The organism is Solibacillus sp. FSL W8-0372, assembly GCF_037969735.1.
GTDB lineage: Bacteria > Bacillota > Bacilli > Bacillales_A > Planococcaceae > Solibacillus > Solibacillus faecavium.
In genome coordinates this window covers 1,474,847-1,501,078 of sequence record NZ_CP150204.1, presented here as the reverse complement: position 1 = coordinate 1,501,078, position 26,232 = coordinate 1,474,847, and the positions used below count along the sequence as shown (strand labels likewise).

Annotated in this window: 23 protein-coding genes; 10 read left to right on the top strand and 13 right to left on the bottom strand. The window is 35.2% G+C overall.

Annotation, left to right across the window (positions count from 1 at the left end; translation table 11 throughout):
- Both MKY13_RS07270 and MKY13_RS07265 read right to left on the bottom strand, forming a co-directional pair.
- On the bottom strand, positions 1-882 hold the full coding sequence (locus MKY13_RS07270; RefSeq protein ID WP_339216095.1) for a sugar ABC transporter permease: 882 nt from the start codon (positions 880-882) through the stop codon (positions 1-3).
- A gap of 50 nt (positions 883-932) precedes the next feature.
- Complete coding sequence (locus MKY13_RS07265; protein WP_339216093.1) at positions 933-2,183, bottom strand: ABC transporter substrate-binding protein; 1,251 nt, start codon at positions 2,181-2,183, stop codon at positions 933-935.
- A 487-nt stretch (positions 2,184-2,670) separates the two neighbouring features.
- On the opposite strand from MKY13_RS07265, the gene MKY13_RS07260 reads away from it, so the two are divergent.
- From MKY13_RS07260 to MKY13_RS07250, 3 genes are all read left to right on the top strand, one after another.
- Positions 2,671-3,615 carry a bile acid:sodium symporter family protein gene (locus tag MKY13_RS07260; RefSeq protein WP_339216091.1) on the top strand — a complete coding sequence of 315 codons (945 nt, stop codon included), beginning with the start codon at positions 2,671-2,673 and terminating at the stop codon, positions 3,613-3,615.
- Between the two features lie 628 nt (positions 3,616-4,243).
- The gene (locus tag MKY13_RS07255; RefSeq protein ID WP_339216089.1) at positions 4,244-4,954 is read left to right on the top strand and encodes a hypothetical protein; all 711 of its coding nucleotides are present in this window, start codon (positions 4,244-4,246) and stop codon (positions 4,952-4,954) included.
- Positions 4,955-5,027: 73 nt separating this feature from the next.
- A complete protein-coding gene (locus MKY13_RS07250; protein ID WP_339216087.1) occupies positions 5,028-5,555 on the top strand; it encodes a hypothetical protein in 528 nt (175 codons plus the stop codon).
- A gap of 371 nt (positions 5,556-5,926) precedes the next feature.
- Here MKY13_RS07250 and MKY13_RS07245 read toward each other — a convergent pair whose 3' ends face one another.
- Both MKY13_RS07245 and MKY13_RS07240 read right to left on the bottom strand, forming a co-directional pair.
- Positions 5,927-8,152: an S-layer homology domain-containing protein gene (locus MKY13_RS07245; RefSeq protein ID WP_339216085.1), complete on the bottom strand. Its 2,226-nt coding sequence runs from the start codon at positions 8,150-8,152 to the stop codon at positions 5,927-5,929.
- 187 nt (positions 8,153-8,339) lie between these two features.
- Positions 8,340-9,569 carry a dicarboxylate/amino acid:cation symporter gene (locus tag MKY13_RS07240; protein WP_339216083.1) on the bottom strand — a complete coding sequence of 410 codons (1,230 nt, stop codon included), beginning with the start codon at positions 9,567-9,569 and terminating at the stop codon, positions 8,340-8,342.
- Between the two features lie 701 nt (positions 9,570-10,270).
- Here MKY13_RS07240 and MKY13_RS07235 point away from each other — a divergent pair.
- The 5 genes from MKY13_RS07235 (at position 10,271) to MKY13_RS07215 (ending at position 13,862) form a co-directional block, all read left to right on the top strand.
- On the top strand, positions 10,271-11,053 hold the full coding sequence (locus tag MKY13_RS07235) for a helix-turn-helix domain-containing protein (protein ID WP_339216080.1): 783 nt from the start codon (positions 10,271-10,273) through the stop codon (positions 11,051-11,053).
- A 161-nt stretch (positions 11,054-11,214) separates the two neighbouring features.
- Positions 11,215-11,667 carry a LytTR family DNA-binding domain-containing protein gene (locus tag MKY13_RS07230; protein ID WP_339216078.1) on the top strand — a complete coding sequence of 151 codons (453 nt, stop codon included), beginning with the start codon at positions 11,215-11,217 and terminating at the stop codon, positions 11,665-11,667.
- Positions 11,664-12,074: a DUF3021 domain-containing protein gene (locus MKY13_RS07225; protein WP_339216076.1), complete on the top strand. Its 411-nt coding sequence runs from the start codon at positions 11,664-11,666 to the stop codon at positions 12,072-12,074. The genes MKY13_RS07230 and MKY13_RS07225 overlap by 4 nt, the downstream gene beginning before the upstream one ends.
- 2 nt (positions 12,075-12,076) lie before the next feature.
- Positions 12,077-13,006 carry an ATP-binding cassette domain-containing protein gene (locus MKY13_RS07220; RefSeq protein ID WP_339216074.1) on the top strand — a complete coding sequence of 310 codons (930 nt, stop codon included), beginning with the start codon at positions 12,077-12,079 and terminating at the stop codon, positions 13,004-13,006.
- Positions 12,996-13,862, top strand: a complete 867-nt coding sequence (locus MKY13_RS07215) for an ABC transporter permease (RefSeq protein ID WP_339216071.1) — start codon at positions 12,996-12,998, stop codon at positions 13,860-13,862. The genes MKY13_RS07220 and MKY13_RS07215 overlap by 11 nt, the downstream gene beginning before the upstream one ends.
- 41 nt (positions 13,863-13,903) lie before the next feature.
- On the opposite strand, the gene MKY13_RS07210 is transcribed toward MKY13_RS07215, so the two are convergent.
- The 4 genes from MKY13_RS07210 to MKY13_RS07195 form a co-directional block, all read right to left on the bottom strand.
- The gene (locus tag MKY13_RS07210; protein WP_339216069.1) at positions 13,904-14,449 is read right to left on the bottom strand and encodes a hypothetical protein; all 546 of its coding nucleotides are present in this window, start codon (positions 14,447-14,449) and stop codon (positions 13,904-13,906) included.
- Positions 14,450-14,475: 26 nt separating this feature from the next.
- A complete protein-coding gene (locus MKY13_RS07205) occupies positions 14,476-15,132 on the bottom strand; it encodes a hypothetical protein (protein WP_339216067.1) in 657 nt (218 codons plus the stop codon).
- Positions 15,133-15,713: 581 nt separating this feature from the next.
- Positions 15,714-17,543, bottom strand: a complete 1,830-nt coding sequence (locus MKY13_RS07200; RefSeq protein ID WP_339216065.1) for a hypothetical protein — start codon at positions 17,541-17,543, stop codon at positions 15,714-15,716.
- Between the two features lie 370 nt (positions 17,544-17,913).
- On the bottom strand, positions 17,914-18,900 hold the full coding sequence (locus MKY13_RS07195) for an NADPH:quinone reductase (protein WP_339216063.1): 987 nt from the start codon (positions 18,898-18,900) through the stop codon (positions 17,914-17,916).
- 294 nt (positions 18,901-19,194) lie between these two features.
- On the opposite strand from MKY13_RS07195, the gene MKY13_RS07190 reads away from it, so the two are divergent.
- On the top strand, positions 19,195-20,064 hold the full coding sequence (locus MKY13_RS07190) for a cation diffusion facilitator family transporter (protein WP_339216062.1): 870 nt from the start codon (positions 19,195-19,197) through the stop codon (positions 20,062-20,064).
- Positions 20,065-20,234: 170 nt separating this feature from the next.
- On the opposite strand, the gene MKY13_RS07185 is transcribed toward MKY13_RS07190, so the two are convergent.
- The 4 genes from MKY13_RS07185 to MKY13_RS07170 form a co-directional block, all read right to left on the bottom strand.
- Positions 20,235-22,094, bottom strand: coding sequence for a hypothetical protein (locus MKY13_RS07185; protein WP_339216060.1), 1,860 nt, complete (start codon positions 22,092-22,094; stop codon positions 20,235-20,237).
- A 613-nt stretch (positions 22,095-22,707) separates the two neighbouring features.
- Positions 22,708-22,893, bottom strand: coding sequence for a hypothetical protein (locus MKY13_RS07180; protein WP_191699239.1), 186 nt, complete (start codon positions 22,891-22,893; stop codon positions 22,708-22,710).
- A 14-nt stretch (positions 22,894-22,907) separates the two neighbouring features.
- Positions 22,908-23,075, bottom strand: coding sequence for a YvrJ family protein (locus tag MKY13_RS07175; protein ID WP_191699240.1), 168 nt, complete (start codon positions 23,073-23,075; stop codon positions 22,908-22,910).
- Positions 23,068-23,619, bottom strand: coding sequence for a sigma factor-like helix-turn-helix DNA-binding protein (locus tag MKY13_RS07170; protein ID WP_191699241.1), 552 nt, complete (start codon positions 23,617-23,619; stop codon positions 23,068-23,070). The genes MKY13_RS07175 and MKY13_RS07170 overlap by 8 nt, the downstream gene beginning before the upstream one ends.
- Positions 23,620-24,107: 488 nt before the next feature.
- On the opposite strand from MKY13_RS07170, the gene MKY13_RS07165 reads away from it, so the two are divergent.
- Positions 24,108-24,965, top strand: a complete 858-nt coding sequence (locus tag MKY13_RS07165) for an XRE family transcriptional regulator (protein ID WP_191699242.1) — start codon at positions 24,108-24,110, stop codon at positions 24,963-24,965.
- A gap of 59 nt (positions 24,966-25,024) precedes the next feature.
- Here MKY13_RS07165 and MKY13_RS07160 read toward each other — a convergent pair whose 3' ends face one another.
- The gene (locus tag MKY13_RS07160) at positions 25,025-25,699 is read right to left on the bottom strand and encodes a metal-dependent hydrolase (protein ID WP_339216057.1); all 675 of its coding nucleotides are present in this window, start codon (positions 25,697-25,699) and stop codon (positions 25,025-25,027) included.
- Between the last annotated feature and the right edge of the window lie 533 nt (positions 25,700-26,232).

Genomic DNA, 26,232 nt, shown 5'->3' with positions numbered 1-26,232 from the left:
CTATTCCTGTACCTTACTAGCTCTCAACATTCTAAATTGCAGTACTGTGATAATAGCAATAATAATCATGAATAAGACTGATTCAGCTGAAGCATATCCGAACTCAAAGCTTCTAAATGCAGTCGTATAAATGAGCGTTGCCAAAATTTCCGTTGAATAATTAGGGCCACCACGCGTCATTGCGAAAATCAAGTCGAAAGCTTTAAAGGACTGAATGGTCGTATATGCCATAACAATAGTCGCTGATGGTGCAATCATCGGCCAAGTAACATACCTAAAACGCTGCCAACGACTTGCGCCTTCTATATTAGCCACCTCATATAAATCTTCAGGAATCGCTTGTAATCCTGCTACAAAAATGACTAACATTTGACCTGTATGGAACCAAACTTGTGTTACAGCAACTGAATAAATAGCTATATTTTGATTACCTAACCAACTTTGCTGTAAAAACTCAAGATTTAAATAACCTAGAATCGTGTTTAATATGCCGATATTTGGGTCATAAACAAATGACCAAATAAACGCTACAGAAACTGAACTTAAAATTGTCGGGAAAAAATATAATGCACGTAAAAATACATTTGTTTTTGTATTTTTAATTAAAAACAGTGCAAACAGCAATGAAAAGCCCGTTTGGAAAATCAAGACAAATAGCATAAATTTCAAGTTATTGCCCATAGCCTTCAAGAATATAGAATCATTTGTAAGTATATTTATGTAGTTATCAAATCCAACTATGTTAAAGTCTGGCGAAAGTCCGTCCCAATCTGTAAAAGAGTATATTACAGCATTAATAGTAGGAATGATAAAGAAAGTAGAATATAAAATTAAACCTGGAATTAAAAATAATAGTAAGACCTTATTCCTTTTTAAGTTCATCCAATCATCCCTTTACATTAAATAGAGTGGGGGAAAAAATCCCCCTTCTATCAAATATTTTGATCTACAATTTTTTGAGAGTCTTCAGCTGCTTTTACCGGATCCGTTCCATTTAATACAGCTTGGATTGAAGCAATAACAGCTTTTTCTACATCAGCATTTGGAATTAAATAACGTGGTTGGAAGCGGGTATTTTTTTCAAACCATTCTTCTGCTGATTTTAATTCTTCAGATGTATACTCAACATCGTTAACTGTTACGTGCTGACTTGTTTTGTTTGCGTATTCCTCGGCATTTTCTTTTTCAGATAAGAAAGATACAAACTTTTTAGCTGCTTCTTTTTTACTCGATTTCGCATTTACTGCAAGCATGAATGTAGTTGTATGAATCCCTTCCCACACAGCTTCACTTTCTGAAACTGTAATTGGTGCAAGTAAACCTAATTCAATATCTGGATTAATCTCTTTAATGCCGGCTACTGCAAATGAACCAGTTGCAAGCATAGCTGCATCACCGTTTGCAATCATGGCAATAGCACCTGGATGATTTGTTCCTAGAGCACCATTTCCTAAATAGCCCTTGTCGTTTAACTCTTTAAATTGTGTAAGTGTTTTTACCCACCATTCATCTGTAAGCTTAGCTTCCCCAGCTATTAGCTTGTCAAAAATATCTTCTTTAGGAGCATTGTTCATCATCATAGAATTCATGAACTGTCCCGGACCAATATCTGCACCTGGGAAGGCAATCGGAGTATGTCCTGCATCGGCTATCGCTTGGCAAAGGGCTAAAAATTCTTCCCAGCTTTTAGGGTTTGGATCTAATCCTAATTCTTCAAATAATGTAGCGTTGTATACAGGCTGATTAAATACAAGTTGCAATGGTACTGCATATTGCTTGTCATCTGCCTGACCAGCTAAAATTAATCGTTCATTATAGTTTTCAAGAAAATCTTCATTGGATAAATCCTCAAATAAACCTGCCTGTTTAATGATCTCAAAATGAGAACCCGGGTAGCTTGTAAAGACATCCCCTGTTGAGCCGTCACGTAATAACGTTTGCGCTGTAGATTGATATTGTTCTGATGGATAAATTGTCATGTCGACTTCAATGTCTTGATTTTGTTCTTCGAAATCAGCTATTAGACTATCAAAAGCCGCTTTATCTTCGCCTCGCCAATGAATGAAGCTAATTTTCGTTTTACCATCGCCTGTTCCACTATCAGAATTACTACTTGTACTTCCTACACAACCAGATAAAACAACTGACAATATTAAAATACTAATTAAAAACATCCTTTTCATACTTAAAGTCCCCCTTTTTCTTCCATTATTCAATTAAATTTTACATGACAACAAAATCGGTTCACTATGTAACATGCAGTTATAGCTATCTTTTTAATGTTCGTTTAAGAACTTATTAAATGACTGCATAATAAAAAGAATATTATTTATTCAACTCTCACTCCTACTCTTTATTTATTATTTTTCAGTTTACTAATGGTGGTTGTAACAGGATTGCACTTAAAATTGGAGATGTTACACATGGGGAAATTTACTGGCTGAGACAAAACCAATAATTTTATATACCACTATAAAAAGTTAAGTAAACCTATTTTTGTAATATTTTTGATTATTTAAAAATTACGAAATTGATATGTTTTGGAGCATATACTAATTTTTAATCATAATTTTCAATATTGATAAACAAAATTTTCTGAATTTTATTGCAATTAAAAATTTAATATATTACAATAACTAGAATTCAATAGAAAGCTGAGGTCACATCATTATGGGAGTTTTACAGAAAATAGGTAAGTTTGCGGGGAATACATTTGCGATTTGGGTACTCGTTGCGGCTGGATTAGCAATTTGGATGCCTGAATATTTCACGTGGATTGGCAGTTACATTACTATTTTATTAGGGATTGTCATGTTCGGTATGGGAATGACATTGATATTAGATGATTTTAAATTAATTTTACAGTACCCGAAAGGTGTTATTATTGGGGTTGTTTCTCAATTTGTTATTATGCCGTTGCTAGCATTTGCGTTAGCCAAGATTTTTAACTTACCACCGGAAATTGCGGTTGGTGTTATTTTAGTAGGTTGTTGTCCAGGGGGCACTTCATCAAACGTTATGACATTTTTGGCAAAAGGAAATACAGCTTTATCCGTTACGATTACATCATTTACGACATTAATGGCTCCGTTTGCGACGCCGGCTCTTATATACTTATTAGCAAGTGAATGGTTACCCGTTTCTTTTATGGCGATGTTTATGTCAGTGATCAAAGTAGTATTAATTCCGATTATTTTAGGAATTCTTGCTCAGTTCTTATTTAAGCCAATCGTCGAGAAAAGTATTGATATTCTTCCTACCGTATCTGTTGTTGCGATTGTTATGATTGTTGCAGCTGTAGTAAGTGGAAGCCGTGATAAGATTTTGGAAACTGGGTTAATTATTTTTGCAATTGTCATTTTACATAATGGGTTAGGATACTTGTTTGGTTTCTTATTAGCAAAACTATTTAAACTTCAGTACGATGATCAAAAAGCTGTCTCAATTGAAGTCGGTATGCAAAATTCAGGCTTAGGCGCACAATTAGCAATGGCCCACTTCGATCCAGTATCAGCCGTTCCGAGTGCCATCTTCAGTTTCTGGCACAATATTTCCGGACCAATTCTTGCGACGTATTGGGGTTCGAAAGCGGATAAAATAGCTAAAAACAGATAGATACTCAAGCTAAACAACGTAAAAAGTGGTACGAATTTATACTCGTACCACTTTTTTATTTCGGTAATTTCGGGAGAGTCTCATGAATACTACAAAGCCTTATCCGCATACAATCATACACTTCCGAAATTAACGAATCGTATGTGTCCATGGAAAACACTTACAAAAGCTCATTCATTTTAGAATAGCATAGGGTATACTGTTTCTGTAATAATTACATTCATCACCATAAGTTGGGGATGACAAAATTAAAAAATAAGATTTTCTAATGAATTGCGTTCTGCTGCGCTACGGGGAAAACGCGTTGAAGTAAGTTTTTGGACGGCTCACCCTTCGCTCCACGTCACTCTGCTTTGGCATAAAGTGAATTTCTGCAAAAATAAAGATTATAAAACATAGCATTTCCGCTCTCTGCCGCCTTGCGATAGCGCAAGCGGCTTGATTGGGTGTTTTTTAATTCACTTTATAACGAGGGCAAAATTTTCGGATTGGTGGGCCTCACAAACGGCAATAAAGACAGTGATAAAGACACGTATCACGTGGCTTTAGCGCTGTCTTGCCGTAGCCCACCAATCAAGAGGAATTTTATTAGATTTACTATCTTAGAGGGTCTAGTTAGGAGAATTAAATGAAAAAATTATTACTGATACTTGTCATAGTTGGTGTTATACAAATAACGAGTACGCTTTACTATGATGCAAAGATGCTGGATGAGCCGATTCCTGTGGCCGGTACGATTGATTTTGCAAACAAAACGATTAAATTTTCATATATAACGAATTCAATAGATCCGCATGAATTTCAATCGATAGAATTTAACGGGCACCATTATTACCCTGAACAGCCATTTTCGATGTTTAACGCGCAGCCACAGACTACGCTTGAAACATATGTTAAATATACGTATTACAGTATGATTTCACCGGTTATATGGCTATATGAAAATGAAGATTTAACTCCTTTAGATGGCGTTACAAAAGGGACAATTCATTTTAAGGATAGGATGACAACACCGATCTCACTTACAACTTATGAGTATGAGGAGATCCCGCAGCTAGAGTTCTTATCTAGTTCTGTCGGGACAGATGGCACATCCGGTTTTTATAAAGTATTAGAACCTTTTACGTTAAAACAAATAAATGTCGTAGATAATCGGGTTAACCTGCTAAATTTCAAAATAAATGGGAAGGTTGTACAGCTTCCACTAACTGCCCCACTTCAATTAAACAACGAAGATAAACTATATTTAGAAACGACAGACGGCGAGGCACAATATGAAATGGAACTGTTTAAACTGGAACTACATATTGTGGATAATGCAGAAAAGATAAGATTTTGACATTAACCCAATTTTTAAATACGAGACCAAGTGAGGACTGGGTAAACAGTATAGTGAAGGAGCGTGGCGAGCTATGAACTTTCACAAACTTATTATAATCGGGGTTTTGTTTCAGTTTTTTGACATCAATTTTGGCAATTTTGATATTTTTCCGGATTTTATCGGCTTCATTATTATTGTTTATGCGTTTTCAAAAGTGGAGGCCCAGTATGCCAAACTAGGTAATCTCTGTGCTACGGTACTTGCCGTAACGTCATTAATGGGAATATGGCTGCCTGAGATGTTCGTGCCATCTGCAAATTTAGCGCTTCAAATCGTTGCTATATTAAATGGACTTCTTACAATTCTCTATCTTGCCTGTATTTTTTCTGTATCAAATGAAATTTTACGTGGTGAAGAGAGTATGTTCCCGACGCTCTATATTAACTTACAATTAATCTTTCTGCTGTTTAGTTCTGTCGGCATGCACTTTCCAGTGGAAGTTTACGAGATCCTTGGCCTTTCAAGTGCTGCATTGTTATTTGTCTTCTATATTTATTTCATTATATTTTTATGGAAGCGTAAAAATAAGGAATACGCACTTTTGGATGAGGTAATATAGTTTAGAACTATTGAAAACAGGCTTTCCCAGCTGCGTGGTTCTAAAGCTTTGTAGATTGAAATGCGTAGTCAGATAAATAGAGGAATGAATTTCCGTTATTTTTAAAAAAACTTAAAAAACAATAAAAATAAAGGAAGAAATTTCCGTTATTGACCTAAAAAAGATGAAATTACACGGTTTTATTTAAAATAACGGTAAAACGTTCCCTTATTTATCCTAAAATTGAGCTCCATCATTCAAATAACGGTAAAATATACCCTTATTTTGTGTGGGCACTGAAAATAGCGAGCAACTGTATCTAAAAAAGACAAATGCTATTATATACAGCACTTGTCTTTTTTTAATTTATTTTTGATTTGAACAGTCACTCATTAATAGTTTCTAATCTCATATTCGTTCATTTTATGAGCTAAACGAATAGTTGCTTGTGCTAATTGCGCATACGTTACTTCACTATTTGGCTTTAACTGATTATTTTCCGCCTCAAGTAGTCCTAATCCATGAGCTAATGCTACATGGCCACGTAGTTCCTGGCTAACTTGTGCTGCATCACTGTATTTCAGTTCATATATATCGCTAAGCTGCGCTGGTTTATCAAGCTTCAACATACCGATTACCCATTTTGCCAGTTCCTGATTTGAAAGAGTTCCAGTCGGATTAAACGTTTTAGAAGACGTATCAAGCATCCCCATACTTAAGGCATGTGTTACAAATGAATATAATGGATGATCAGACGTTATATCGTTAAACGATTGATTTGACGTTTCATATTCATTATATCTAGAGCTGTAATACATATAGGTTACAGATTTCAGTAATACTTTTAACGCTTCCTCTTTAGTAACGGATGCATCTGGATTAAATGTTCCATCTACCTCTAAAATCCCTGCATGAATTAAATAATTTAATTCCTCTGCAGCTGTTGGATGCTTGATTTTCGGCTTGTTTGAACTAGCCATACCATAAACATCTAACCATTCCCCTGTTTTTGCATCAATGGTAGCAGACGAACCTTCTTTGAAGACCGGTTGATATGCTAAGCTATAATGCTGATCATTTTCCACATTTGAATGATTTACATATTGCAGCTTCAGTTTCAACTCATTTTTCAACAGCTTTGTTGCTTCCTGCTCTGTTAAAACTTCTGTTGCGGCAGGCCACTCTACATCATCAAATCCGTTTACACGCAAGCTTACTAAAGCGCCTGTTTTGGCATCGACATTAACTGAGATATTATCACCTACAACCATTAACCCATTTACAATACGTGGGAACGTAAAATAATAACTATCATTATAACTTTCGTGCTGTCCCTCATCTACTGGTAATGCATACTGGTGAGCATAAGATGGTACCCATTCTTTCACATATGCAATCGCCTTATCTAATGTCTGTTGCTTCGTGAATTTTACTTCCGTATCATTATCTTCATCTTCTAATTCAAGGCTATTTTTGATATCACTATAATTAATTACCTCTCCTGTAGCTTTATCAATTGTAAGTGTAGTGCCTGTCCCACTGTTTCTATAGTGATACATATAATGAATGCTATATACTTCCTTACCAGCCTCTGTTATTTCTTCAACTGACTCAACCGTTAATTTAACACCTTTTTGATCTGTTGCGAGCAACTTTTGCGCCATCGCCTGCGCCTGTTCTGATGTTAAGTTCGGCTGTTTTGCTGCTAATGGTGCCGTCACAATTGGTGTAATCGCTTGAGCTGATAACGTTGAGGATAGCCCATCCGTTGTAAGCCATTCTCCACTTTGAGCATGTACACCTGAAACCACCTGGCTATTCGGTTGATAAACTAGCTTTACTTTGTAATCACCTGTAGAATAATCTGTGACAATTTTATATGACAACTGTGCCTTTAATGCATCCTGTAAACGGTTGGCAATGACCGATTCACTTTGTTTTTTGGAAGGATCATCAAACGTAAAATTATTTTTTTCACTTGTTGTTCTATAAAAAGAGGATACTGTGCCATCTCCTAACACCCTAATATTGATCGATTGGTCTAAAATCGGAATACCTGATTTTTTCTTTGCATACATAAACGAGTATTGAACGGGTTCAGTCAAAATAGAAGATGAATAATAATCATATTCATTTGGTACTAGTTCATACCCTTCACCTTCATTGAACTTTTCAAGAAACGTATTCGCTACTTTTTGCGCTTCCTCTTTAGAATACTTCGCTGGGAATAATACATCCTTAGAGTTTACTGGTTGATAATAAAATTGTTCTAACTCTAATGCTTCTCCTACAAAAGTAAAATATCCACTCACATGTTGATTATCAATTTGCTTCATAAAGCGAAGTTCATAACGCAACGTGGAATCTTTAGGATGTGAGAAACCCGATCCCATACGAAAATCTTTTTCGGTTACATTCGGAAACTCATTTGGAAATAATTCTCGAAAACGCTTCATTAAATCCTCTTTTGTTACCGTTGTATTCATTTGTGCGACTTGAATTGGCAATGTATCCATACGTTCATTTCCTAACGTTGAAGCGCTTGCCATTGGTGCTAATAAACCTACAGATAGCGCTGTTGCAGATAACATTGCTCCTGCCTTTTTAAAAGTTACCATTCTTCATCCCCCTATCTCTTTGCGTAAACATTTGTTTACACTTACATTATACTTTACAAACAACTATAAAGTTTCAGATATTCAATTATTTACCAATAAAAAGTGTAGTTTCTATTTTAGAGATGAAGACAAATAAAAAGACACCGAGTGATATTAAACTCGATGCCTTAAATTATTATTTATACTATTATTCAGCTACTGCTGTCTTTTCTTTATCCTTTTCACTTTCTGTGATATAAAGGGCACATGTTAAATCGCCAAAACAGTTGACCATTGTACGTGTCATATCCAGTAAGCGGTCAATACCAATAATTAATGCAATACCTTCTACCGGTAAACCTACTGATTCCAATACCATCGCAAGCATGATCATACCTGCACCTGGAACTGCTGCTGTACCGATAGATGCTAATACGGCTGTCATAACAACAATTATCATTTGAGAAAACGATAAGTCGATCCCATACACTTGTGCAATGAAAATCGTTGCAACACCTTGCATGATAGCTGTACCGTCCATATTGATTGTGGCACCAAGTGGCTGTACGAAACTACTAATCCCTTTTGGTACATTTAATTTATTTTGTGCAATTTCCATCGAAATAGGTAGTGTAGCACTACTGCTTGATGTACTAAATGCAACAGTCATTGCAGGAAGATAAGCTTTAATAACATCGATTGGATTACGTTTTGCTAATACTTTTAACGCACTTCCATAAATCAGTAAGAAATGTATAAATAAAGCCAATAATACGACCATCATATACCAGAACATCGCCTGTAATGCATCAAACCCTTGCTTACCTACCGCTGATGCAATCAATCCAAACGTTCCGTACGGTGCAAATTTCATAACTAATGTTACAAGGAACATCATAAGGTCATTTCCCTGTTCCATAAAGCGTTTTACTAAATCTACTTTTGAAGCTAAATAACTTATACCTAATCCAATAAAGATCGCAAAGAATATAATTTGCAGCATATCGCCACTTGCCATTGCATCAATCGGGTTCGCCGGAATAATTCCAAGCAACGTTTCAGATACAGGTGGTGCTTCTGCAGCCTCATAGCTTGCTTCCTGTACATCGAATTGACCTTTATTACCTGGTTGGAAAATCACCGCTAAAGCAATACCAATTGTAATAGCAATAGCTGTCGTTGTTAAGAAGAACAGCATCGCTTTACTTCCCATTCGACCTAATGCTTTCGGATCACCTATATTTGCAACCCCTACTACAATGGAGAAAAACACTAACGGTACGATAAGCATTTTAATTAAGTTTAAAAAGATCGTCCCTAATGGTGTGAAGAAAAATCGGTCTGCTTCAGTAAAGAATGAAGGCGCTGCAAGGTTTAATCCTATACCTACAATTGCCCCTAACCCTAACGCCCATAAAATTTTCGTTGCTAGTTTCATAAACTCACTTCCTCTTACTTAGATAATTTTTACGTATTTTAGAATAATAGATACTTATTGTAGAACAGAATTGAAATCCGAACCACAAAACTAGCTTTTTCTGTTTGATTTTTGACATTATTCTAAAAAAAATAAAGCATGACCTACAATTTTTATTAAAAATAAAATTTCACTTGAGTATTAGGAAGCCAACATTTTAGTATAAATCTCTTAAGCTGTTTTTGGTTTGCCGAACTCAACTTTCCTATCTCTTTACCCAAATTATTCATAAAAATAAAACTACTATGAAAAAAACTTTTTATTGGGGTTCATCAACATGAGTTTGGGGATGACAAATTTGAATAAATTTGGGGGCTTGGCACAAGGATTTGGGGTTTTTCCCACTCGAAGTTGGACGGCCCCGAGTGTAATGAGATAAATAGAGGAATGAATTTCCCTTATTTCATAAATAAAATAAAAAATGTAAAAATAAGGTAATGAATTTCCGTTATTGACCTAAAAAACGTGATATTTCAGGTTTTTATTTAAAATAACGGTAAAACATTCCCTTATTTATCCTAAAAATGAGCTACATCATTCAATTAACGGTAAAATCTCCCCTTATTTTAGAATGGAATAACCTAAATTCAAAAAATAATCAAAAAAGATGTCCCTTACTTCTTTCATTTTTGACATATGTATGATGAAGGGAGATGCAAATAATGGTATTCGAATATTTAAAAACATATCAAACATTTAACTCAATTAAAGAAATGGACGAGGCAGTAGCGGCTCACCTAGCTGAACATGAATTAACCGAAAGTGAGCGCAATGTCATTTTACGTATTGCACAGTCTGCACTTGCCTATCCTGGCGCCGCGCATTTAAAGGCAAAAACAATTGCCGATAGTATCGGGATTAGCACGAAAACAGTGTATCGTGCTGTAAAAAAAGCAGCAGATCTTGGGATTTTATGTGTAGTAGCAAGCACGAAACTAAATGGAATTAAAGGAGCTAACATTTATAAAATTTTACATGTCCCATCGGAAATGTCCGATCGGGTCTCAGCTAAAGAAGTGCATGAAATTGAGGATAGCGAAGATTTTTCGTGTAACGAAACTATTTCTTTTAATCTTTTTAAAACAAGCTCTTTAAAAGAAATATATAATAATACGCTCACACAGATGAATGAATGGCAAAAAACATTGTATGAGTTTTTAATGAGCCTGCCGTTAAATGATGAATTAAAGGACGGGCTACGATCAGCTATTTTAGCAACACCGATTCAAAATATGCGGGAGTTTACGATTGCGAAAGATGCAATGTGGCGAATAATTCAAGACATTCATGATGGGAAATTAACTATTCGAACAACTTTACGTGCAATTTATAAAGGAGCGTATGACAAGGCAGTAGCACGCCCTGTTTTACCGGAGAGCAAAGAGCAGCAACAATATCCAAAAACAAGACCTGTCCCTTTTTATGACTGGCTGACAGAGCGTTGAAAGAAAACCTCTTCAACTATTCATTTTCGAAGTACAATAAGATAAGAGTCCTTCTTCATACGCTTAAAATTACCTGTCAACGCGTTTTTTCTACCTGTTACTGGCAAAATCAAGTATATAAAAATTCCAATGCTACAATGAAATCATGAAAGGAGCAGTGTATGAAAGTCCACTTACATATTGAAAATGACCGCACAGAAATCGAAGTTCATATCCATGCACCAAAATTTGATGAAACAGTCGAACAATTAATGAAAAAAATTAATAGCTCAACACCTGAAAGTATTGCCGGCTATTCCAATGGAGACATTCATTTACTAAAATCTCGTGAAATTTATTCGATTTTTACCGAAAATGGAAAAGTATTTTTACAAACAGATGAAGAAGAATTTGAAGCAAAGAATAAACTTTATGAATTAGAAGAACGTTTTCATTCTAGCTTTATCCGAGTCAATAAATCCATGCTCGTAAACATCGATAAAATTGTTTCCATCCAATCAAAAGTGCTTGGCAACCCCCAAGTCATTTTAGCAAATGATACAGTTGTTCCTGTCAGCCGTAATTATTTCAAACTACTAAAGGAAGCGCTCGGGTTAGGAGGTGCTGGCAAGTGAAAAACTTTTTAATTAGCTGCTTTGTCAGTGTTTTTATGTCTTATTTCATCATCGCACTCATTACGTACAATGACACGTCTATTACCTGGTCTGGTGCAGAGTTGTTAAATCAATTTTTATTAGCCCTTTCATTAGGGGTCATCATTGGTTGTGCAAACAGTTTATTTTTAATTAAACATTGGCCTTATATAGCGGTTTTAACACTTCATTATGGGATAGTTCTATGCTCTGTATTTACAGTCGGACTTTTTGGGAATTGGTTTTCTTTTGATGAACCGTCTACATTCATCCTTTTATTTATTCAGTCAACGTCCATTTATATTATCGTTTGGTGCTTTATTTTCTTTTCGATTAAACGCGATATTAAACGAATGAATGATGTTTTAAAACAAAATCGAGGTGAATAACATTGACTTATGCCATTGAAGTCTCGAACTTAAAAAAGCATTTTGGTTCGATCGAAGCAGTAAAAGGGATTGATTTCCAAGTAAAAAAAGGCTCTTTATTCGCATTTTTAGGTAGTAACGGAGCCGGTAAATCGACGACGATTGAAATATTATGTACATTGCTTGAAAAAACTAGCGGGGATGTAACGATTAATGGGCACCGACTTGGAACGATGAAGGATAATGATCGGATCAGGCAATCAATTGGGATTGTTTTTCAGCAAAGCCTGCTTGATAAAGAACTGACTGTGAAGGAAAATATTATCCATCGTGGTCGCTTTTATCAATTAACGAAAGCACAGTTAATAGAGAATTATCGTTTCGTTTGGCAATATTTAAAGCTTGGTGAAATAGAGAATAAAAAATATGGCCAATTGTCTGGTGGCCAGCGTAGACGAGCCGATATTGCCCGCGCAATAATCCATAAGCCTTCGATTTTATTTCTAGACGAACCGACTACTGGACTCGATCCTCACACCCGAAAATTCGTATGGGAAACGGTTGAACGACTAAGGAAAGAGATTGGTATGACGATATTTTTAACAACCCATTACATGGAGGAAGCAACAAATGCGGATCAAATAGTTGTCATTAAAAAAGGGGAAATTGTCGCTCAAGGCACACCAAATGAATTGAAAGAACGCTTTGCATCTGATCAACTGGTGCTTTCCTTTAAAAAAGAGACGGATATTGAACTTATTTCCGAAAAAATTGGCTGTGAAATGGTGCAATTCGGTGATGTTTATAAAGTGAATATCCCCTCTACTTTACATGCGATTCCGATTATCGAACGGATTCAACCTTCCCTTGCATCATTTGAGGTGATTAAAGGCTCGATTGATCAAGTATTTATTCAGATTAATGAGGAAGTAGGTGACATGAATGCTTCTTAGTTTAGTCAGCCGAAATAACAAAGTATTCCTCAGAAATAAATTGCTCGTTTTCTTCTCTTTGCTTTCGGTCCTTATTTTAATTGGTCTTTACGCTATTTTTTTGCAGAATCTTCAGGTTAACTCCATCGCGGAATATGTTGCTGTCACACCTGAAATTGAAGTATTGGTCAGTGAATGGATGGTCGCTGGACTTTTATCAATAATCGCCATGTCGGCAACTCTCGGGGTATTTGGGATTTATATAAAAGATTTAGAATCAAAAACGACAGCAGATTTTTTAGTAACTGCTGCATCGCGCTATAAAATACAGTTAAGTTATGTAATCAGTTCTTTTATTATTGGGTTTTCCATGACTTTTATCGGCTTTATTTGCTGTGAAATTTTCATCGTTTCCATTGGCGGTGAATGGCTTTCTCCCATCGCAATGTTAAAAGCAATCGGTATTTTAATTTTAGCGGTGGTCATGAGTAGTATGATCAATTTATTTATCGTGTTATTTATTAATACGGAAACGGCATTTTCTACAGTGAGCACAATTAGTGGAACATTATTAGGGTTTCTATGCGGTATATACGTTCCGATGGCAGTATTGCCAAGTGCCGTCCAATCTGTCATCCACTTCTTCCCGGTAAGCCATATAACTGTATTACTACGCGATGTATTTACTGCACAATCCGTTGAAAAAGTATTTGCCGGAAATGACGTTTATGCTAGAACGTACAAAGTTGATTATGGTGTCATGTATGAAATAAACGGCTCCATTCTTTCAAGTATGACGAGTTTACTATTTGTACTTAGTACGATTATTGTGCTTGGTACTTTGTCCACTTTATTGTTTAGAAGGAAGTATAAATAGCAAAAAAAGAGTATTGCACCCTTCTCCGCAATACTCTTTTTTTAATTTACTTCAACCACTACAACATTAACAACCGGATAACGTTCGTATGCTTCGATGAACTCTTTTTTCTCTTCAACAGATAAATTTAAAGGCTCTGTGTAGGTTGTTGAATCTTCTTCAGACAATGAACCATACATGCCAATTCGGTATTGCCCTTTTTTTGTTATCACATCATTTTCTGCCGCTTTAAAAATTACGCCCCATTCAGACGTTTCCACGAACATTTTTTTAGATACGGCATGATTCTTATCTTGAATCGCTCCTACTAAAAACAACTCCGCTGAATTTTCTGCTCTAAACATAGAAAACTGAACTTTGCCGTTCCCTTCAAAGTTGTTGCCAAAATATATTTCTCTATCACCCATAAATTGACCGTTTTCATAAACTTCTACAAACATTGTGACACTATGTTCTTCTTTCAGATCAAATGCTTGTTGAAGGTTAAACTCAGCGGCACTCGATAAGATGTCTTCACCTTTTTCAGCTTCATCCGAACATCCTACTAGTGATAGACATAATAATATTACTAGTAATAATCTTTTCATCTGTAGCAACACCCCTATAGTGGTATTTATAGATTTCTTGAACGCTGCCCTTCTGTAAGTTTTATATGGATATTAGACGAACTTCCACCATCAATATGCTTAGGAATACCTGTCACATCCAATAATTCATTGAATTGAATCGACTCTTTTCTGTTTGCTTCGATTGTCACATGAAATGGTCCGGCAACATTCATCAGAGACTGCATTCTAATTCCGTCCTCGTCATAGAAATGTGAATCTATAAACTCCAGTTGAAAAGATACTGTTTCATTACTCCGATTATGTAGTACAAGACTACATTCGCCATTTAATAAGTCCTCACTCATATATTCAAAATTGCAATTGCCGTTACCATCATACTTGATCGCATAAATACCATCTGCAAATGTTTCTTGGAATATTGTAATAAGCGCCAATGGTAGTAAGGCAAAAGACAATATTACCAATACCAATGTTCTAAAATGATACTTTTTCAATCCAATTTGCAATATAACTAGCGAAGTAACGAATAACACTGAAGTGAAAATCCCAAGAAATACATAGCCTTCTTCATTTCGTATAGGAAACGTCATAAATGTTGACCGGGCTTTTATCATTTCGTTATTTGGAAACGGAAAATAAATAGACATACAAATCACTAAAAGAATGAAGGAAATAGCTATTGCTAATTTATTTTTAATCATACTTTCCCTCCTTGTGCTCATACTCGAAAAGAAATCTGTTAAATCATCAAAGCTCTATGATAGTATTACCATATACTAATTTTTTTGGGAAATTAATTTCCACCAAGATTTCAGGAGATGTTATTATGACTGAAGACAAATTTTTTAGCAAACCGATGATTTTTTTATATTGTATAGCTTTAATACTTTGGAGCTATTTACTAACCTATTTGGAAGTAAATATATATTTTATCATACTTAATCCAATAAATTTCGCATTATTCTTTAATATTGTGTATGGAATCATGCATCAGAAAAAAATCAAATCAGCTTCTTCCTTGTAAGAGGTAATTAAATAAGCGGAGCATTTACCGTTATTTACATGAGCATGCTAGTTTCATGAGGAAATAAGGGGAGATTTTCCCCTTAAGTACGAAAAAACGACCTCATACCGTGTAATTTTGGAGAATAAGCGGAATTTCTCCCTTATTTTGGCTGTTTTTTACTCCCAGTTCCAAATAGACGGAATTTCTCCCCTTATTTTAGCCCTGGTGGTAGTATAAAAAGCCGAAACCCGATATCTAGGCTTCGACTTTCTAGGCTTATGCCAGCAACTGCTTAGCAATTTCTTTAACATCTTTATCTTTCGCTTCTTTTGCATAACGTAAAGCAAGCTGTTCAATCTCCGTACCTTGCCAAGAAGATTTATTATATCTACATAATGTTTGCATCGCAATATATTGCAGGTGGTAGTCAGCCGTTTTTAAAGTTTTAATTAAAAATTTTAAACCAGCTCCGTCATACTGATCCAATTCCTCCAACAGGACTAATACGACCATTTTTTGATTCTCTGTTAGGTCATTGAAATCCCCAAATGAATCTGTAAATTTAATAAGCTGTTCGATAATTTGTTCATTTTCAGAAGTGAATAATGCCATGTAATACTTATAGTTTTCCGGGTTAGCCTTTATTTTCTCGAACATTATATTAGTAATATCAGCGTGATAGTATTGTGCTGTTGCGATTGCATAATCCTCATCTTCTACCCCATTATTTAATGTATCAATTGCCTGTTGCAAATACTCCGGATTTTTTGCTATATCCTCTATATTTTCTTCTACTGCTCGTTTTTCATGGGGCTTCCAGTTTGTTGAGAAACGATCACTCCATGTTTCTTCATCATATTGTAAATATTCATGAATTTGCGTTAGTATATAAAACTGCTTAAGTGTGCGGCAATGTTTTTTTGCATGATATGTGTAGCGCATCAGAACTTGACCTGCATATTCATAATCATCCATTGTTTGATAAGAACCTTCATATAGCAATGCTAAAATAATGGTACCGGCACCTTGAAATACTTTTTCAGAAATGGCAGACTCATGCAATTCGATATCAAGCTTTCCTTTATTTGCACATATTAAAGCAGACGCATTGCCTGGAACTGTATCCTTTAATCCTTCAAGTAGTATCCACTGACGGATGTCCTCATTAGTTGCATCTAAAAAGTTCAACGCCTCTAACTTACCCCATCCTGTTACATTTTTTGCAATATACCAAACCGTTTCATTGCTGCTTGTCGTTCCGTTTGTTAAGGCGAAAAGAGCTACCCCTGTAAATTCTTCGTGAAGTGCGATTATTTTAAGACGCTCTTTCAGTTCTTCGCAATTTCCTGTCCCTAAAATAACAAGCGCAAATTTCACCACTTCTCGATGTGCAGCGTGCTCAAGTAACCAAATTGCTTCTTCCTTTACCCGACTTTCCTCTTTTTCGATTCCAGAAAACTGTTCTAAAAACTCATAATAATAACTAATTACTTTTTCATCTTTTATTTTTTCGTAAGTAGCTTTCCGAGTTTCATCAGTTGGATTGTTTATCTGTTCTAAAAACAGTTTGATCAGCTTTTTAGTATAAAATGGCGTTACTTCTTCTGTATGAAGCTGATCTGCAAATCCAGGTGCATGTTTTGGATGAAATTCATCATATAAAAACGCATCATCCGGTAAATCTTTTGTTATTAATTTTTGGTTTGCATGAAATTGCTGTTCAATATATGGCAAGATAAATTCCTTATTGGACCAGGGTAAAAATTGTAGTTTCATCGCATCATGTAAAAGCTCTTTTCCGTCTACTTTGACCGTTACGTTCAGTTTTACAAATCCGCCTATTTTGACAAATACTTTATGTTTCTTCCCGCTACTAGAATGAAACGTCCCTTTCAATGTTGAAAACGGCAAAATATGTGACCAGATGGATTTCCGAACATTTTGGGCAATAATCTCACCATCAATCTTTAATACTTCCTCCAACATCTCATTAATAATCTCTATTTTATGTCCTTCAAAATCGAGGACCCAATATTTTTCAACCTCTTTTGCTACATCATTTTGTATATTGCGCATTTCTCGCTTAAACTCTTCTTTAAATCCCATTGTTACGCTCCTAATTTCTTATATATTACCCGTATATCATAACAATTTTTTCTATTTTTTTTAGTAAATAGCACTAAACAGACAAAATAATAGCAAAAGTATTCGAATTTCTTCACTTTAATGTCAATATTTCCAAAATTAAACATAAAAAAATTCATCACCATAAGTTGGGGATGCCAAAATGCCGCCTCGCGATAGCGCAAGCGGCTTTATTGGATGTTTTTAACTTCACTTTATAACGAAGGCAAAATTTTAGGATGGGTGGGCCTCGCAAACGGCAATAAAATGGAATTTTATTAGAAAAGCAACCCCATGTTATCGTGATAAGCCATAAAAAAAGGACTAGCATATTTACTAGTCCAAAATTTCACTATTGTGTTCGTACAACGACTTTTCCGTTATGCTCACCATTAATAACTGCATCAAATGCAATGCTCGCCTCTTCTAAAGGATAGCTATAACCGACTACTGGTTTAAGTTGCTGTTTTTCAAGCAATTTTGCTACTTCTTGAATAAGCTGCTGATGTTCTTCGGCCGTAACATTAAATAATACCATGCCTCGCACATCACACTCTTTTTGCATCATAAGACGGGGATTAATATTAATTTCCCCACGGTTTCCTACAATAACGATGACACCTTGCTTTGCAATTATTTGCAAATCTGTTTGTAAATTCTCATTTGCCAAAAATTCAATAATCACATTTGGTCCTTTTCCATCTGTTTGCTCTAATACGGTATCAATCGTTTGCTCCGTAATATGATCAAGAACAATATCTGCTCCTGCCTCTTTTACAAGCTGTTTTCCGGATTCCCGACTTGCTGTTCCAATTACTTTTGCTCCTAATGCTTTAGCAATTTGAACAGCCTGTAAACCAACTGCGCCACTTGCACCGTGAATGAACACAGTTTGCCCTGCCTGAACATTCGCTCTGCCTACTACTGCCCGATATGCTGTTAAAGCTGGAATACCTAGCGCCGCGCCTTCTTCAAATGAAATATGTGCTGGTATCGGATGAACGAAGCGGCTTTCACAAACAATTTTTTCCGCAATCGTTCCAGTCGCTTGGCCATTTGGTAAACTTGCAATAAATACTCGATCTCCCACTTTTACATTTGTTACTTGCTTCCCAACCTCTTCCACAATACCTGCACCATCTAACCCTGGTGTATATGGTAATTGAGGTTTTATCGCATATGTACCTGTTGATGTATAGACATCACTTGGGTTTACTCCAGCTGCATAAAGGTTTATAAGCACTTCATTTTCAGTTGGCCCCTGTATTTCGGTTTGCTCTACCAATAAGTTTTCTGATGTACCAAATTGATTGATTCGTATCGCTTTCAATAGCCTCACCTCGAAATATATAGTATTTTAAGAATATTAGAAATTTTACTTTTTGTATAGCGATTGCCACTTAAAAAAATTGCTCTGTTGTTTAGTAAGAGAAATATAGATTTATAACAAGAAGGAGTATACACAATTTTATGCAAGATAGAGAATACCGGTATTTGTATAGATCTAAAACATTGTCAATGAAGCTTAGCTTTTACACTTGTATACTAATCAATGATATGCACAGCGCCTGAAATAAAGGATTTATAAATGGTTAAAATGGACATAATTGAATGAGGAAGGGGTATTCAAATTATGGAGCATTATAATAATCATGGGCAACACCAAGGCGAAAATAACAATCGAAAAGTAATCATGTGGACGTTTTTACTCATTACATCATTTATGATTGTAGAAGTTATTGGCGGGTTTATGACAAATAGCCTTGCACTTTTATCAGATGCAGGGCATATGCTGAGTGATTCTGCGGCTTTAGGGCTTAGCTATGTAGCACTTATTGTTGGTCAACGTGCTGTATCAGGGCAAAAAACATTTGGATACCGACGCTTTGAAATATTTGCAGCGTTTATAAATGGATTAACGTTAATTGGAATTTCTGTCTATATTTTTTATGAAGCTGTAAAACGTTTTTCAGCACCTCCAAATGTTGCGAGTACAGGCATGCTAATAGTAGCTGTTCTCGGTCTAGTAGTAAATATTGTGGCAGCATTTATTTTAAATCGTGGTGATAATGACAATTTAAATGTAAAGAGTGCATTTTTACATGTTATTGGTGATATTCTTGGCTCTATTGGTGCTATTACAGCTGCATTACTTATTTTATTTTTCCAATGGAATATAGCCGATCCAATTGCTAGTATCATTGTGGCTGTTTTAATTATTTTTAGTGGATATCGCGTAACGCGCGACTCTTTTCATATTTTGATGGAAGGTGCTCCAAATCATTTAAATACAGAAATAATTGAAGAAAAAATATTATCTGTAAAAGAAGTAATAAAAGTAACGGATCTTCATATTTGGTCTATTACATCAGATTTCCCATCATTAACATGTCATGTAAGCGTTGGACAAGATGTAGATGAACAGGTCGTATTGCGTAAAATTCAAACATTACTTCATGATGAATTTAACGTGCATCATATGACAATTCAAATTGTAAAGTAGTGGAAAACTCCCTAATTTGCGAACAAAATTTATTTTATTCAATCTGACCGTAAAATTCGAAGCCATATCTAATTAACATTTTTCAACATCAACCTTTAACAGAACCAATAAAATAAAAGTAGCACAAACCATTTTGTTGGTCTGTGCTACTTTTTAAGTGTATATTACTCTTATTTTAGGAAGTTTAAAAAGTTAGAGAATGATGTTACTAAGTTTTGATAGTAGCCAATCACTTTGTCTTTTAATGCGATTTTATCAACTTGCTTTTGGTCTGTATCTACACTAATTTCTTCCGTTTCAGTTGGTACCGTTTCTTCCACTGGTTCAGATACGATATTCTCCACTTCTTCAGTTTCTTGCTCAGGAGCTTCAACAGTAGAAGGTTGTTCTTCATCTTCTACAACAGCCGGAGTTTCCAGGTTTTCATCAGTCTCAGCTGGTAGTTCTGTATTATCAACAGCATCATCTTGAGATGCATCTTCCTCTAAAGTTGTATCTGTTGTATCTGTTGTATCTGTTTCATCAGCATCTGCTGAATCATCAGTTACATCATCAACTTCTGGAACATTTTCAGTTTCTTCGTTTGTTTGATCAGATTCTAAGTCACTTAAATATTGCTCAATATGAATTTGGTAGTAGCTAATTAAGCTTTGATAACTATTATCGATAAATTGATAAGATTCATCTAACCAATTAATAAAGTCATCTTCTACTACACCTTCTTCAGTTGGTTCCTCTTCAGAAACTGGTGTTTCCGGCTCTTCTACTACCTCTTCTTCAGCTGGTTCTTCTTCTGTTACCGGTGTTTCCGACTCTTCAGCTCCATCTTCTTCTACTGGTTCTTCTTCTGACACTGGTGTTTCCGGCTCTTCTACCACTACTTCGTCTTCAACTGGTTCCTCTTCAGACACTGGCGTTTCTGGCTCTTCAGCTCCATCTTCTTCAACTGGTTCTTCTTCCGATACCGGTGTTTCCGGTTCAACAACTACCTCTTCTTCAGCTGGTTCTTCTTCTGTTACTGGTGTTTCTGATTCTTCAGTGCTACCTTCTTCAGTTGGTTCCTCTTCAGACACTGGTGCTTCCGGCTCTTCTACTACCTCTTCTTCAGCTGGTTCTTCTTCCAATACTGGTGTTTCTGGTTCTTCAGCTCCATCTTCTTCAACTGGTTCTTCTTCCGATACCGGTGTTTCTGATTCTTCAGTGCCATCTTCTTCAGTTGGTTCCTCACCAGACACTGGTGTTTCTGGCTCTTCAGCTCCATCTTCTTCAACTGGTTCTTCTTCCGATACCGGTGTTTCCGGTTCAACAACTACCTCTTCTTCAACTGGTTCTTCTTCTGTTACCGGTGTTTCTGATTCTTCAGTGCCATCTTCTTCAGTTGGTTCCTCACCAGACACTGGTGTTTCTGGCTCTTCAGCTCCATCTTCTTCAACTGGTTCTTCTTCCGATACCGGTGTTTCCGGTTCAACAACTACCTCTTCTTCAACTGGTTCTTCTTCTGTTACCGGTGTTTCTGGCTCTTCAGCTCCATCTTCTTCAACTGGTTCTTCTTCCGATACCGGTGTTTTCGGTTCTTCTACTACTTCATCTTCAACTGGTTCTTCTTCCGATACCGGTGTTTCCGGTTCAACAACTACATCTTCATTTTGGTCGTCTTCAGTTACCGGTGTCTCCGGTACTTCCGTTGCACCTTCGTCTATACCATCATTATTTGTTTCATCTATATTATCGTTATCATCTAATTCATTATTAGCTTTTTCGGCGTTAGTTTGAGCTACCTGACTAACGAGCTCCCCTTTTTCAGGAGATCCTGGCAAGCTTTTTGCGTATGCCGATACTTTCTGTCCATGATTTTTTGCGTGTTCAATAATTTCCGGATTTACATCTTTTGAATCTAGCTCAGATGCAGAAATAGGTGCTCCAGCCGCTAAAAATGATGCAGCTATAAATGATGTTGACATCACTAGTGGCGCTACTTTCTTAGATAAATTTTTATTTGCTGTTTTTGAGTCCATTTGTTTTTTAATCATTACTTGATCGCTCCTAATTCGTATTTTTTCTACTGATAGGATGGATTTTTCATTTGTTCCGGTATTTATCGTTTCACCTCTGATCAAATCGAGTAAATAACTACTCTAATTTTTTGGCAGCACCATCTACTGCCTGTTTAGAATATACCAAAATTATATTACAATACTGTTTTACTCAGGTTAAAAGAATTGAGGCTACCATTACGAATTCCTCGGATTTTGCAATATACGAAATAATAAAAACAACCCAACTCATACCATTTCCCAAAGATTGATTGCGCTTTCATATTGTCTCTCTATGATCTTTCATGAGATTTCCTTAATACTATTCTGGGGGAAATTATTTTACATATATAACGTTACAGTAAAAATTGTCTAAACATAAAAAGTCATTTTATCCGCTATTATTACCGAATTAAAGTTAAAAAAATTATATAATGCCCCTAAGTGTTGATTTATCTGGTGTTAGACGTTATTTATTATGTATCATGCATTATTACATCGTTGAAATACAAAGGACTTCTTGAATTGGAAACATATTAAAAGAGACATTTTAATAATCCAAAGGTGCAACTACTCCTTAGATATCAAAATGCCTCATCGACTATTATATTCATTTAAACAATCCTTTTGGTTGTACAAAAACCGTATTTTTTAAAGTCTTAATAGTAACTTCATAAAGGTGCTGCTTTAGGTCATCCCGATTTTCTATCCTAGTTTGCCGTGATGAATATGAAATGACAGGTTCAATCCTTTTTAATAATTGAACAATTTCATTTGGATCAAGATGCTCGACCATAGTTAACCTCCCCCCTATTTTTTACTCCTTTCATGGTTCACTTTAGTGAGGTCGTTTGATAATACGTCAATAGAACTTCGTAAAGAATCAATTTTGCCCTCGAATCTCATTAATAAATAAATCGCAATGGTTATCGGAAACCCGAAATTCCCCAATATTTGAAACAGCTGCCCCTCAATCATTCTCTTCCCTCCCTTCTCTTAATATATTTATTGATCTATGAATCATCTTAGAAATAGCCTGTTGTGATACGTTGTAAATCATCGCAATTTCTTTCTCAGTTAACTCGTTTACATACCGGTAATACAAAACTTGCTTTTGCTTAGTATTTAAACGTTTTAATAAGGTAATTAACAATTCATCACTCAACAAGCTTTCTAAGTCATTCTCAAAAATGTTTTCAAATTGGAGAAAAGAATTTTCATCTTGAACAGTATCTACCATTGCAAGGCTTTCATTAATTGGTGCATCCAAATTTAATTCATACTTTCTATTGTGCTCTCTTAACATTGAATCAAATTTTCTGGACTCATATATAACTGCTTTTTTTATATAGGCGATACGTATGATCTGTTTTTCAAAATACTTAAAATGTTCATTTAAGGTATCAGCATTCGTACTATTCGGATCTTCTAAATAGGCAGTGTACAGTTTGTTATACTCTTCTATCTCTAAAAATCTTTTAAATACATTACTATTCACAACATCAGGATTTAAAGTCTTCATTCGTCATACCCCTTATCTTTTTAGTCATAAAACATGAACTTCCGTTCGTTTTTACTTAAAAAGACCGAATAGAACTTTTGCTTACCTTCTTACTATATATAGGGGAATTTCTATCGAAAAATACAACCAAAAACGATTAATTATAATAATATTTTAATATTTTTATTTGTTTTATATAAATATTAGTATATTATTACTATTCTTTACCTTCGACTATGTAAAGCGGTAGCTCTATGAGCGTATTAGATATACAAGATAGGCGCCAGTCGTATTTTTCAGAGACTTTAATACTACTGGCGCCAACCTTTTAATGCACCTAAAGTAACTTCATTAAAAAATTATTAACCTCCCCCAATTCCTATTAGCCATAAATCTAGAGCGATAATAATCATATCCATCATCTTCTCACCCCCCCTTTTTTACTTATTTTACATAAATTACACTATTTTATCTTATAATATTAGTAAAAGAATAAATTGGAGGATCTTATGAATAATTATGGAGAAACAGTAAAAAAAATAAGAGTCGGCAAAGGGTTTTCGCAAAAATATGTATCATCCAACATCTGTACTCAAGGTAATTTCTCCAAATTTGAGCTGGGGGAAAATAAAGATATTAAACATTCTACTCTTAGTGAATTTCTGGTCCGTATCGAAACTTCTTATGACGAATTTAAATATATAAATAATGGCTATTCAATGCCTTTAAGAGATGAAATTATTAACAACTTTTATAATCAATCGTATAATAATTCGGATGATTTATTGCAATTACAGCAAAGTTGTATTTCATATTTAAAAGAATGTCCTGAAGACAAACTGATTAATAAAATAAATATCATTATAAAAAGCCTATCAATATTAGCCAATACGAACGATATTCATCATGCAAAATTACTTGCTGAGCCCATTTGGACAGAATTATCTCGAAGGGACAATTTATACTTATCCGATATCTTTTTATTAAATGCTATCCTTTATATTTTTCCGGTTGAAACGGCTGAAGAAATGAAAAAATTCGCTTTCCGCCATATTGAAAAGTATAAAAATTTCCAAAATATAAATCGTATTAAGATTAACTTTTTAATTAATCTGTCCTTGTTATATTTAAAAAATAGTGATTATAATATGGCATTAAATCAATTAGAAAGCTCCATCGAATTATGTAAATTAGAAAAGCAATTTATTAACCTATCAATATGTTATATAAGGAAAGGCGTTTGTTTAAGTAATTCGGGTACATGCGGATTATTTTGGATTAATAAAGGGATGAATATGTTGGAAGTTTTAGACCAGTTCGATTTGCTATCTATATTAAAAGCAGAAGTTAAAAAATACTCGATTTAATGCAGTTTTAAAAGGACTTCTAACAGCTTAAATAAACTGTTGGAAGTCCTTCTTCAAATTTATATGCGTATTTTAAACACTTTGCTTGTAATGGGAGAAAGAAATCTAACTCCTTTTATCGTCATCATATCTCCTATAATATGAGAAAGGTATGCCATAGTTGAAATGATCGCTAAATGTTCTGTCCCCGTGCTCATTTCCAACAGATAAGACATATAGCCCCAATAAATTACTGCCCAAATCGTATGGGTTTGCCCTCTATGTGGGAACCATCCTGCTGCCCCAATGTACAGAGCGAACATAACGAGCCACGACAGCTCATCCGTAATGGCATAGTACAGTAGGAATAAGCCTAAAATGCTCATCAAAATATTTTTCAACGTTTCCTGGCTTCTCATGGACAATGCAATAATAATTGCGCCCAACCCTAAAAACAGAAGTTTATTTTGTTGGGTAAGCCATTCGTCCTCTAAAAAAGGCAGGAAATTAATATTAAATATGTAGGCGAATAATGACAGAACAATCAACGCCACACCGACAAATTGTCCGCCCTTTTTTATTTGTTTCGCCGTCTTTGTTACATGCTTGTTTAACAGATTATTTCCGTCTAAATCTGGAGCAAGGGAAGCCACCGCGGATACAACTAAAACGATAGGAATCATTTCAGGTGTTTGGCTGACAGACGCCACTGCCCCAATACCTAACCCTATTGTTAAATGTGTTCGACCTTTCATGTTGCCACCTCTTTGTTGTGATGTCTCTTACTTAACGGCATTTCCGTTCACCGATGAATTTGTAGCTGAGTTTCCATCTTCACTTCTAAAAAAAACGATTACCTTCTATTAGAATATGGTTTCACGGGTTTCCCTATCACTAGTTATGTATTCAAAGATTTCATTGTACTGAAACTAATTTGATTAATCAAGTTTTACTAATTGTAAAAAGACGTAAGATATTCGAAGTGTGATTCTGAAGCGAAGGGAGGAATAGGCAAAGAAATAAGGGGAGATTTTACCGTTATTTAAATGATGTTACTCATTTTGGGGTTAAATAAGGGAACGTTTTACCGTTATTTTAAATAAAATACCTGAATTTCATGTTTTTCAGGTCAATAACGGAAATTCCTACCCTTATTTTTACTATTTTTTATGTTATTTTCGAAATAAGGGAAATTCATTCCTCTATTTACTCAATACGCAATTCAAGGTGCCACACCATAATCGCAAAGAAGGCACCTTCCATTCAATTCCGAATAGAAAGTGCCTTA